Source organism: Pseudoalteromonas sp. MBR-15 (genome assembly GCF_053628915.1).
Map to the genome: position 1 here is coordinate 1 of NZ_JBRJHH010000002.1, position 12412 is coordinate 12412.

The window sequence follows — 12412 nt, forward strand, 5'->3', positions numbered from 1 at the left end:
AGCTCGTAGCTCGTAGCTCGTAGCTCGTAGCTCGTAGCTCGTAGCTCGTAGCTCGTAGCTCGTAGCTCGTAGCTCGTAGCTCGTAGCTCGTAGCTCGTAGCTTATTTCAACCTAATCGACGTGGCTTCAATATCAATCAAACCTTGTTTAAACAAACCGCCGATGGCTTTTTTGTAGTTTGCTTTACTGGTCGAAAAGGTTTTTCTAATTGCTTCTGGGTCAGATTTGTCACCTAGGTGTAAAATACCGCCTTCGGCTTTTAATTTATCTAGAATTTTTTCGCTAAGGTCGTTTACTTTACCCATGCCTGGTTTTTCGAGTAGTACGTCAATCTTTCCATCTTCACGTACTTTTTGAATGTAACCAGTTAAGCGTTGGCCAACGAATAACTTTTTGAATACTGTGTTGTAATACACCACACCAATGTGTGCTTCGTTAACCAGTACTTTGTAACCTAGGTCTGTTTTGCCCGCAACGATTAACTCAACTTCTTCCATTGGTGCATAGTTAGGCTCATCTTTTGATAAAAACTTATTAAAGTTACTTGATGCACAAATACGCTGACTGGCGTTATCTAGGTATAAGCGTACTAAATACGAAAAGCCTTCTTTCATTTTTGGCTTTTGTTCGTTGTATGGTGCAAGCACATCTTTCTCTAAGCCCCAGTCCATAAATGCACCGGTGTTGTTAATTGCTTTGACGCGCAATAGGGCGTATTCGCCAACTTGAGCAAGTGGCTTTTTAGTGGTACCAGTCGGGTGGCCAGCATGATCAAGGTAAATGAATACTTGAACACTGTCGCCAGCTTCAATTTCGTATTCAATTTCTTTGCTAGGTAAAAACACTTCACCTAAATCGCGGCCATCTAAATAGGCGCCTTCGTTTGATATTTCGTTAACGAATAATGTTTGGGTAGTTCCAAGAATGCTCATTATTATTCCTGTTCTGGTTTTTTCTTACGACGCATAGGTGAAAAACCATCCACATCAATAGGGGGTTTAACTGGCGCTTTTGGTTTTTTAGGAGCGGCTTTACGTTTAGGTTTCACTGGATTTGCAGATATTTTTTCTTCTGCTTTTTTCCAAACAGTATCCGCTTTTTTCTCGCGTAGGCCTTTAAATTTACCTACTAAGCCCTCGACGGTGAAAAAGCTAAGTTCATCATTTAAGAATGCTTTAATTGCTTTATAGCTAGGCCAGTCTTTTGGACCGACAAGCGATATTGCAGTGCCTTTAAAGCCGGCGCGTCCTGTACGACCAATACGGTGAACGTATTCTTCGGCATGTTTAGGTAAATCAAAATTAATGACGTGAGTAACACTTAATAAATCAAGACCACGTGATGCGACGTCGGTGGTAATTAATATTTTAAAATTCTCACGACTGAAAGCGTCCATGATCTCCAAACGTTTAGTTTGCGTTAAATCGCCAGCAAGCGCTTGCGCTTTAAAGCCTTTATCGTTTAGCCATTGGCTTAAACGTTGGGTGTCGGCTCGGGTTGCAGTAAAGATAATGCACTGGCCAACATCGTCTTGTTTTACAAAGTGCTCAAGTAGGGCTTCTTTGTGATCAAGGTGATCCGCTAAATAAAGCTTTTGTGTTATGTCGCTGTGCTGCTCGTTAGAGGCACTTAATAAAATTTGTTTTGGTGAACGTAATAAGTTACGTGATAGAGCATCTACCTGTGCATGATCTAGCGTCGCCGAAAATAATAAAGTTTGACGTAAACGATGATCGGCAAGTTCGTTGATCATTTTAACTTGCTCGGTAAAGCCTAAATCTAAAATACGGTCTGCTTCATCGAAAATGAGTAATTCAAGGCCCGAAAGCTGCAATGAGCGTTGCCCTAAATGGTCAGCAAGACGACCCGGTGTGCCCACAACAAAATGAGGGTCTTTACGAAGCGCCTTAATTTGGTCGTTAAAGTTTTCACCACCTAAAATTTTCACCGCGCTTATATTTGTGCCAGCAATTAGTAGCCTAAGTTGGCTATACACTTGAGTAGCCAGCTCGCGAGTAGGGGCCACTATTAAAACGCGAGGATCTCGTTTACTGAGTGCTTTTTGTTTCATTACGCGCTGTACAGCGGGTAATAAGAACGCCAGCGTTTTGCCCGACCCTGTTTTTGACTGTGCAAAAATGTCATGGCCCGCGATAGCTGTTGGTACCGCGTGAGCTTGAATATCGGTGGGCTGGGTGATGCCTTGATGCGCAAGTTGTTTTTCGAGGCGTGTATCAATCCCAAGTTCAGTAAAATGCAATGCTTAATCTCCGATGAGCAAAATTAGTAAATCGTGTTTATTATAACGTACTTGCCATAGTTGGAGACAGTAAAAACACAGCTATTTCGTTAGAGTTTTTGCAATTAGCGTTAATTCGCGTAAAATACGCGCCCTCAATGCGCCGGATTTGCGATTCGGTTAACGCCAATTATGGCATTTAAAGCAAAAGGTAACCTATGACTGCTGTACATAAAGACAATGTAACCAGCGAACACTTCGTTGTGTGCGCACTCTACAAATTTGTAGCCCTTCCAGATTTTGAAGCAATTCGCCAACCATTACTCAATGTGATGGAAGAAAATGAAGTACGCGGTACCTTGTTATTAGCGGCTGAAGGTATTAACGGTACGGTGTCTGCAAAGCGAGAAGGTATCGACAATCTACTTGCATGGTTAGATACACAACCAAACCTAGACAACATTGTGACTAAAGAGTCATACGACGATGAATGTCCGTTTTACCGTACTAAGGTTAAACTGAAAAAAGAAATCGTAACCATGGGTGTTGAAGGTATCGACCCGCGTGAAGTAGTGGGTACATACGTAAAACCAGCTGACTGGAATGCATTAATTTCAGACCCTGAAGTGATCTTAATCGATACGCGTAACGATTACGAAATCGAAATTGGTACTTTCCAAAACGCGGTCGATCCACGAACTAAAACGTTCCGTGAATTCCCTGCGTGGGCTAAAGAAAACCTTGACCCTGAAAAGCACAAAAAAGTGGCTATGTTCTGTACGGGTGGTATCCGTTGTGAAAAATCAACGGCGTATATGAAAGAACAAGGTTTCGACGAAGTTTTCCATTTAGAAGGCGGTATTCTTAAGTACTTAGAAGAAGTACCAAAAGAAGAAACCATGTGGGAAGGTGAATGTTTTGTATTTGATAACCGTGTAGCGGTTAATCACGACTTACAAAAAGGTTCATACGACCAATGTCATGCGTGCCGTATGCCTATCACAGAAGACGAAAAGTTAAAGCCAGAATACATGGAAGGTGTATCGTGCCATCACTGTCACGACAGCCTAACAGAAGAGCAGCGTGCTCGTTTTGCTGAACGCCAAAAGCAAATCGAATTAGCACAAGCTCGTGGTGAAGGCCACATTGGTAACGAAGCTCAAGAAGTACTTCGTAAACGTAAAGAAGCTAAAAAAGCGCAAAAAGAAGCACAGCGCCAACAATAAGTTTCCACTTCTAAAGCATAATATACAAGCCTCAGCATAGCCTGGGGCTTTTTTATGACCTAAACATTATTTGCCACTCATACAGCTAATTAATGTCAGTAAGTGGCTAAATGTCACCGTGATAACACACCCCATTTAACGACTAAATAGCTGCACTGTTTTACATCGCTTTCGATAGGATTTATTACCTTGAAGCAGAGCACTTGATTATAAGCACAGGTATTAATAATTTCGCCTCATCATTTTGTTTATTAAACGAAGTCTTGTTTTTATTGATCACAAAGCTGTTACACTTCGTAACAATTAAAACGATTCTTATTTAGGTGAACTTTTGACAATTGGCAAATTATATTCATGGACCTTAATCGCCTGTATTTCCTGCATATCTGTTGCACAGGCGGCCAATGTGGTTGTTGAACCCGTTACAACTGAAAAAGCAAAACAGCAAATTAAAGCCGTTGGAAACGCAGAGGCGATTCATTCAGTCACGTTGTACCCCGCAGTGGGTGACAGAGTGACCGCGGTGTATTTTAAACCGGGCGATAATGTGTCAAAAGGTGATTTATTACTCGAACTAGACTCACGCAGACAACAAGCCGCCCTTAAAGAAGCTGAAATTACCTTAAAAGATGCCGAGCGCACCATGAAAAGGCTTGAAGAGAGTCATGCCCGAGGTGCTGTTCCGCAAAGCGATTTAGATGATGCTAAAACCCTTTATGAACTAGCAAAAGTAAAGTTAATGCACGCTAAAACTGAACGTGAAGATCGTGAGATCCGGGCGCCTTTCAGCGGCGTAATGGGCCTTACCGATGTAGAAGTTGGGGACAGGATCACCGCACAAACTGCAATAGCGACCATCGATGACATTTCTCAGCTGTATATTAATTTTAATGCGCCTGAGGCCGCAATTTCTGTGCTTAAGCAGAAGTCTGAGGTAGAGGTTATTCCATGGTTAGGTGATAAAGTGTATACCGCAACAGTGGCTGAGTTAGACTCACGTATCAATGCACAAACACGCACGATAAGAACCAAAGCAAAACTAGATAACAATGAAAAGCAGTTTATGCCAGGCATGAGTTTTCGCGTGCACATTAATATTCGAGGCGATGAATATGCTGTAGTCCCAGAAGCGGCCATGATGTGGGGTGCCGCAGGTCCGTATGTATGGAAAAGTGTCGATAAAAAAGCAACCCGTGTTGATGTAAAAATTGAGCAGCGTTTAGCAGGGCGATTGCTCGTATCAGGGGGGTTAAATAAAGGCGACTTGTTAGTGACAGAGGGGGTACAACGATTACGCCCTAACCAAGAGCTGACATTTGCTAACGACGTTAAGCTTGCCAAGGAGTAATGATGAAGCAACAACCAATGATGGAAGACTTGCCGTCAATGGCAATTCGCCGACCTGTTTTAATAGTGGTGTTGAACTTATTGATCATTATTGCAGGTATTGCTGCGATTGCTGGCGTAGAAGTACGAGAGCTTCCAGATGTAGACAGACCACGCATTACGGTATCAGCGTCGTTTCCGGGTGGTTCACCTGAAACAGTTGATACCGAAGTAACAAGTAAACTTGAAGGTGCAGTCGCTCGTGTAAGTGGGGTAAAGTCGATTCGCGCGCAAAGTGAAGAAAACAACGCACGAATCGTGGTCGAATTTCGCCCGGGTGTTAACTTAGATGATGCTGCAAACGAAACGCGTGAATCGGTTGCACGGGTACAACGCGAACTTCCCGAAGAAGTTGAACGGGTATCAATTATTAAGGCTGATAACGACGCTGAAGCGGTTGTGTCGCTAACTGTTTCGAGTGATACATTATCTCTTGAAGCACTGACTGAACGCGTTGATGTAGACTTAGCCCCGCAATTTTTAACCATTCCCGGTGTGGCTGATGTACGTTTAAATGGTGACCGTGAACGAGTTTTAAGGGTTAGAATCGATCCCCTTAAATTAAGCAGCTTTAATCTCACTGTGCCCGACATTGCTAATGTATTACGCCAAGCGCCGTTTGATGTTCCGGCAGGGAGTTTAAAGTCGAGCGATCAACAAGTCATTGTCCGTGCTGATGCCACTTCAATTTCAGCAGAACAAGTCGCAGATATTATTGTTCGTGATGACACGCGTATCGGCGATGTCGCCGCCGTGTATTTTGGCCCTGCAGATCCTCGTTCGTTCGTAAGATTAAATGGCACACCTGTTATTGGCATGGAGATTATTCGTCAAGCCCAGTCGAACACCATTGAAATTTCAGATGAAGTATTAACACTGATTGAAAAAATGCGTGTGCGATTCCCCGAAATGGAATTTACGCTCACCTCCGACGACGCACAGTTTATTCGCAGTTCAGTAGACGAAGTAATCAACTCGTTGTTACTCACCGTGTTGTTAGTAGTTATAACGCTGTGGGTGTTTATTGGCTCTTGGCGCGCAACACTGGTACCTGCTTTTGCGATTCCCGTTGCTTTAATTGGATCGCTCGCGCTGATATGGGCGTTGGGTTTCTCAATCAACATATTAACGTTACTGGCCTTAGTATTAGCGACAGGTTTAATTGTTGATGATGCGATTGTGGTGAGTGAAAATATTCAACGTCAACGCGGTCTAGGACTTGGGCGGCGAGCCGCAGCGGTAATTGGTACCCGCGAAGTATTTTTTGCGGTGGTGGCCACCACGGCTGTATTGGCTGCAGTATTTGTACCTATTGCGTTTTTACCATCAACAGCGGGGCGGTTGTTTCGTGAATTTGGTGGAGTGCTCGCGGGCGCAGTGATTATCTCTAGTTTTGTCGCATTGTCTTTAGTCCCTGCATTAACCTCTAAACTTAAATTAAAGCAAGGGGGATTTCATCCATTTGCAAAACTTGGGCATGGCTTAGCGGCTGTTTATAAACGCACCATTCATGGTGTATTAGACCATGCATGGATTACATTTTTTGTGTGCTTAATTGTCGCTGCGTGCTCAGGTGCACTGTATATGAACCTTGATAACGAATTATTGCCCACAGAAGACAGAGGCAAAATTAGAATTTTTGCACGTGGCCCCGACGGTGTCGGCCTTAATTTTATGGATAGGCAAGCCGTGCAAATGGAAGATATATTACTGCCTTTTGTAGAAAGTGGCGAAATTGAGTCAATATATACCGTTGTTGGGCAATGGGATCCCAATATTGTATTCATTACCGTGCCTTTAAAGCATTGGGATGAGCGTCACTTTAGTCAGCAAGAAATCATTAATAAAATACGTGGACCGCTGGGTAATATTCCTGGTGCAGCTGGTTACCCTGGTGGTTCAAACAGTCTAAATTTGCGTGGTCAAGGGGGTGGCATTGAGCTGGCGCTGCTTGGTCAAGATTACTTAGAAATATTTAAAGCAGCGCAGGCATTCTCAGCTGAAATAGAAAACGCAATTCCAGAGGTTGCGCCAGTGAGAATTTCGTACCAGCCGTCGCAGCCACAGTTACGGGTTAATATAGACAGACGCCGTGCAGAAGAGCTAGGTGTGTCTTTAAGTGATATTTCAATCACGTTAAGAGCGGCGATAAATGGTGATGATATTGCTGATTTAAACATTGGTGATCAATCAATTCCTATTATGTTGCAGGCACAAAATCAAACCATTACTAATCCAAATGATCTTGCCAACTTATACGTTGGGGCGCGAGAAGGTCAGCTTGTGCCGCTCAGCAGTGTTGCAACTATTACAGAAGAAGGCGTGGCAGCTGAGCTTGAGCGCCATGCACAGCGTCGTGCAATTGAGCTAAGTATGGAACTAACCGAAAATGTCACTATCGCTGAATTGGTCACCAAAATTCGTGACATCTCCGAGACTAACTTACCGAATGGTATTAGCCTTGCCTTTAAAGGCGAAGCACTTACATTTGAAGAAACCGCAAATGAAGTACTGTTAACCTACGTATTGGCTTTTTTAATTGTTTTACTCGTGCTCGCGGCACAATTTGAAAGCGTAAACAGTGCGATTGTGGTTATGATCACGGTGCCTTTTGGTATCACGTCGGCTATTTTGGCTTTGTATTTAACGGGTACGTCTTTAAATATTTACTCGCAGATAGGCTTAGTTATGCTGATTGGCTTAATTGCTAAGAATGCGATACTGCTGGTGGAGTTTGCTGACCAATTACGTGACCAAGGTCGCTCAGTGAAGGTCGCTGTTGAAGAAGCTGCGTTAGTTCGTTTACGCCCGATTGCTATGACGTTGGTATCTACCTTACTGGGTGCGTTGCCGCTCATTTTGTCGACAGGGGCCGGTGCCGAAGCGCGTAATGCCATTGGATGGGTGGTGTTTGGTGGTTTAGCCTTAGCGGTATTATTCACGCTTTATTTAACCCCCGTTATTTACCTTGGTTTAGCACGTTTTACCAAACCTCGTGGTGATGAGTCTAAACACCTTGCCGATGAGTTAGAAAACGCTTAATCGACCTTAATTGGCTATTTTTCTTTGAAAAAATAGCCAATTACCTCCACAATCAATAAAAACACCCAATCTAGGTATGCGTATGCAAGCCGAACACATCGATATTGCACAATTTTTAAGTGATCATGCTCCATTTGATGACTTACCAGAAGAGGCAATAAATAAATTAGCGTCGCAAATTGAAATTGCTTATTTTCGTGCTGGCACCGAGATATTAAATTACGGTGACGACATAGCCGATTTATATGTTATTCGTACCGGTGCCGTGGAAATGTATCGCCGAGATGGTGAATTATATAACCGCTTAACGGTAGGGGGTATATTTGGCCAAATGGGTTTGCTAATGAATCGTAAAGTACGTTTTCCGGCAAAAGCACTCGAAGACACACTTGTTTATTGCATTAATGTGGAGTTGTTTAACCAGTATTGCGACGAATACGAGCCATTTGCAGATTTCTTTGAGGCTGATGGTAATGTACGTTTGCACCAAGCTATCGTCGAGCAAGCCGATAGCAATGATTTAACTACCGCAAAAGTAAAGTCATTACTGCACAGAGATGTGGTCACGGTCGCAAAAGATGCAACAGTTCAGTTTGTTGCGCAGTTGATGACACAAGAGTCGGTGTCGTCAGTATTGGTTACTGATGCTGATAAACCCATTAGCGATGACCCTGATGATGACGATGGCCAAGTTGTTGGCATCATAACTGACCGCGATTTACGTTCCAGTGTTATTGCACAAGGATTAAGTTACGAAGCTCATGCTCAGCAAATAATGCAGACTGATCTTGTATTACTCGATAGCAACGCCTACGTGTTTGAAGCCGTACTAGCGATGCTCCGAGATAATATTCATCACTTACCCGTTGTTATTAAGAAAAAACCCATTGGGGTTATTTCGTTATCAGATATTTTGCGCTATGAATCGCAAAGTAGTTTATTACTGGTGCGTGGCATTCTTGCTCAGCAATCTGTTGAAGACTTAGCTTATTATGCGCGCCAGTTGCCTAATGTATTTGTGCGAATGGTTAATGAAGATGCGAATTCTCATATGATTGGCACTGCCATGGCAGTGATAGGGCGAACATTTAAACAGCGTCTACTCGATTTAGCCGAAGAAAAGTTTGGTCCGCCTCCTGTGCCTTATTGCTTCATTGCACTGGGGTCAATGGCAAGGGATGAGCAATTAATCGTTACAGATCAAGACAACGCAATTATTCTAGATAATAGTTTTGATGAATCATTACACGACGCGTATTTTCAAAAACTTGCTGACTTTGTCTGTGATGGCTTGGCTGAGTGTGGTTATAAGTACTGCGATGGTGAAATTATGGCGTCATTTAAAAAATGGCGTTTAACGCGGGAACAGTGGCAAGAACAATTTGCTAGTTGGATAGCAGAGCCAAAACCACAAGCATTATTGCACAGTTCAATATTTTTTGATTTGGACGGTGTTTACGGAAAAACCAAATGGGCAGAGGAACTAAAACGGTTTATTGCTAAAGAAGGGCGCAGCAATAAGCGTTTCTTAGCGAATATGGCAGCTAACGCACGTAATAGAACGCCTCCACTGGGCTTTTTTAAAGACTTTGTATTAGAGCATAATGGTCAACATAAACGCTCAATGAACTTAAAACGTCGTGGCACAGCCCCTTTGTCTGATGTAATCCGTGTGCATGCTTTAGCGATAGGCAGCCGTAAGCAAAACTCATTTGAACGACTTGAAGATATAATTGATGCCAAGTTATTACCAGAAGGAAAAGCGCAAGACTTACGAGATGCCCTTGAATATATCGCCATGATCCGTATTCGTCATCAGGCTTGGCAAATAGAAAAGCTAGATGAAGCGCCCGACAACGATTTAGAGCCACATTTGCTATCGCCTTTTGAACAGCGAAATTTAAAAGAAGCGTTTGCGATTTTAGATAAAGCACAGAACTTCTTAAAATTCCGTTATTCAGCTAATTCAGGTGTGAAGTAATGACCACTAATAGCGCAAAACAAAACTGGCCTGCGCGTTATAAAGCGCTATCAGCGACGAGTCGTCATCCTTGTATACAACATTTTTATCAAAGTGCGGTAAACGACCTTAATTTACCGATTAGTGAAGTACCCCTCGTAGCGTTAGATTTTGAGACGACCGGTCTAAATTTTGATAAAGACGATATTGTTAGTGTAGGGTTAGTGCCTTTTACATCAAAACGAATTTATTGCAAAGACAGTGCACATTGGCTTGTTCAACCAAGGCAAAAGCTCGATGAAGAGTCGATAGTCATTCATGGCATTACACACTCCGAGTTGACTGGCGCGCCTGACTTCTCGTCGATAATTGAGCCGTTATTAGCCGCATTAGCTGGTAAAGTGATTGTTGTGCATTTTGCGCCTATTGAACGCCACTTCCTGTATCAAGCGTTAAACGCACGATTAGGTGAAGGTTTAGAGTTTGCAGTAATAGACACCTTAGAACTTGAAAGAAGAGCGCTCAAAGCGAAACAGGGATTACTTGGTCGGTTATTTAACTCCAAACTTGGCTCGGTAAGATTAGCTGACTCACGAGTTCGTTATTCGTTACCTGCATATCAAAACCACAATGCTTTAAATGACGCCATAGCCACTGCTGAATTATTACAAGCACAACTCGCTTACCATTACCGACCTGACACGCCATTACGAGAGTTACTAATTTAACTAAAGTAATAATTCCCATAATAAAAAAACGCCGCAATTGCGGCGTTTTTTAATACCATATTGTCTAGCGAGTTCTTGGCTCTGTTCTAAGCCCAAGCACTAAACTCACACACATAAGCAGCAGCACGAATGTAAAAGGTAGACCGGTTGATACTGCACCAGCTTGTAACGCCTCTATGGCTTGTGTTCCACCAATCCATACTAATGCAGCCGCAATTGCGCCTTCAATGGTTGCCCAGAAAATGCGCTGTGGTACAGGTGCATCAACCTTACCGCCTGCGGTAATCGAATCGATAACTAATGAGCCAGAATCAGATGACGTGATAAAGAACACCAACACCAGCACAATAGCAATGAACGACAGCACTTGAGACATAGGTAATGCTTCAAACATTTGGAACATAGCCAGTGGTACATCGGTTAGGCCTTTTTCACCTAGTACACCGACTTTATCAACCACTTGTTCAATTGCGATACCACCATAAATTGACATCCAGAAGATAGTAACAACAGTAGGGACAAGTAATACGGCAATTAAGAACTCGCGAATTGTACGTCCTTCAGATACGCGCGCAATGAACATACCTACAAACGGTGACCATGAAATCCACCAAGCCCAGTAGAATACAGTCCAGCCGTGCATCCATGTTTCGTCTTCACGGCCATGTGGGTTACTCAGTGGAATAATGTTCTCGACATAACCCATCACCGTATTCGGGATATTACCAAAGGCTGCAGCAAAACCAACAATAGCAACAAATACAAGCAGTACAAAGGCAATCACCATATTGACATTACTTAGCAGTTTAACACCACCATCAATACCACGTATGACCGAAATCACCGCAAGCAAGGTAACACCAGTAATAACGCCAATTTGCAAACCGATGCCCGCATCAGTCCCAAATACATGATTAATACCCGCAGAGGCCTGCTGAGCGCCTAAACCAAGCGAAGTGGCAAGACCAAATAAGGTCGCAAGCACAGCCAGAATATCAATAAGGTGGCCAGGCCATCCCCATGCTTTATCGCCTAAGATAGGGTAGAAAATTGAGCGAATAGATAAAGGTAAACCTTTGTTATAACAAAAGAACGCTAGTGATAGTGAAACGACTGCATAAATAGCCCACGGGTGAAGGCCCCAGTGAAACATGGTTGCACCCATAGCCATTTTTGCGGCTTCAGGGGTATTTGCTTCAACACCGAGTGGTGTTTCATACCAACCAGTGTAGTAAGCAACCGGTTCAGCAACGCCCCAAAACATTAACCCAATCCCCATACCGGCCGCAAATAACATGGCAAGCCATGAAATACGCGAGTGAGTAGGGCGAGCTTCATTTCCGCCTAAACGAATATTACCGTAGGGTGAAATGATTAATGCAAAGCAAAACAATACGAATAAGTTTGCTGACCACATAAAAAAACCATCAAAATTATTAATAATGTCGTTTTTGATACCGTTAAGGGTTGCTTTTGCAATTTCGGGGTCTGAAATAAGTGTTGCAATTAAAAAGATTGCAATTAAACCTGCACTAATGCCAAAAACAGGGTTGTGAACATCGAACCCCCATTTTTGTACATTGTCTTGGCCGACAGTGTAATCCGTATTGTCGATGCTGTACTTGTCATGATGTTCGCTCATGAATACCTCTTGTTGTAATTTTATCTAGCAGAAAGCTAAATGGCCGGTTGGAACACGTTTGCCCAAAGAATATTTTTACGCAATTAACGTGAAAATAGTTTGAAGACAAATCAATTTAGTACCAAATAGTAGTCTTTAGTGTAGGAGTTAGAGGGAAAATGTAAATGCTTTAGGCGCTAAATAGCCGAA

Annotated in this window: 8 protein-coding genes; 5 read left to right on the top strand and 3 right to left on the bottom strand. The window is 42.9% G+C overall.

Annotated features, from left to right (window positions below):
- Positions 1–101: 101 nt before the first annotated feature.
- Together ACSSVW_RS03055 and ACSSVW_RS03060 are read right to left on the bottom strand one after the other, a co-directional pair.
- Positions 102–932, bottom strand: a complete 831-nt coding sequence (locus ACSSVW_RS03055) for a CvfB family protein (RefSeq protein ID WP_036968547.1) — start codon at positions 930–932, stop codon at positions 102–104.
- Positions 933–934: 2 nt separating this feature from the next.
- On the bottom strand, positions 935–2260 hold the full coding sequence (locus ACSSVW_RS03060; RefSeq protein WP_454178819.1) for a DEAD/DEAH box helicase: 1326 nt from the start codon (positions 2258–2260) through the stop codon (positions 935–937).
- Between the two features lie 197 nt (positions 2261–2457).
- On the opposite strand from ACSSVW_RS03060, the gene trhO reads away from it, so the two are divergent.
- The 5 genes from trhO (at position 2458) to ACSSVW_RS03085 (ending at position 10581) form a co-directional block, all read left to right on the top strand.
- A complete protein-coding gene (gene trhO / locus ACSSVW_RS03065) occupies positions 2458–3465 on the top strand; it encodes an oxygen-dependent tRNA uridine(34) hydroxylase TrhO (protein ID WP_118844238.1) in 1008 nt (335 codons plus the stop codon).
- A gap of 331 nt (positions 3466–3796) precedes the next feature.
- The gene (locus ACSSVW_RS03070) at positions 3797–4813 is read left to right on the top strand and encodes an efflux RND transporter periplasmic adaptor subunit (RefSeq protein WP_036968538.1); all 1017 of its coding nucleotides are present in this window, start codon (positions 3797–3799) and stop codon (positions 4811–4813) included.
- 2 nt (positions 4814–4815) lie between these two features.
- Positions 4816–7893, top strand: coding sequence for an efflux RND transporter permease subunit (locus tag ACSSVW_RS03075; RefSeq protein WP_454178971.1), 3078 nt, complete (start codon positions 4816–4818; stop codon positions 7891–7893).
- Between the two features lie 82 nt (positions 7894–7975).
- Entirely contained in the window at positions 7976–9874 is a 1899-nt protein-coding gene (locus ACSSVW_RS03080) for a DUF294 nucleotidyltransferase-like domain-containing protein (RefSeq protein ID WP_036968532.1), read from the top strand.
- Entirely contained in the window at positions 9874–10581 is a 708-nt protein-coding gene (locus ACSSVW_RS03085; RefSeq protein ID WP_421419693.1) for a 3'-5' exonuclease, read from the top strand. Before ACSSVW_RS03080 ends, ACSSVW_RS03085 begins: the two co-directional genes overlap by 1 nt.
- Before the next feature lie 64 nt (positions 10582–10645).
- Here ACSSVW_RS03085 and ACSSVW_RS03090 read toward each other — a convergent pair whose 3' ends face one another.
- Positions 10646–12223, bottom strand: a complete 1578-nt coding sequence (locus ACSSVW_RS03090) for a BCCT family transporter (RefSeq protein ID WP_421419696.1) — start codon at positions 12221–12223, stop codon at positions 10646–10648.
- Between the last annotated feature and the right edge of the window lie 189 nt (positions 12224–12412).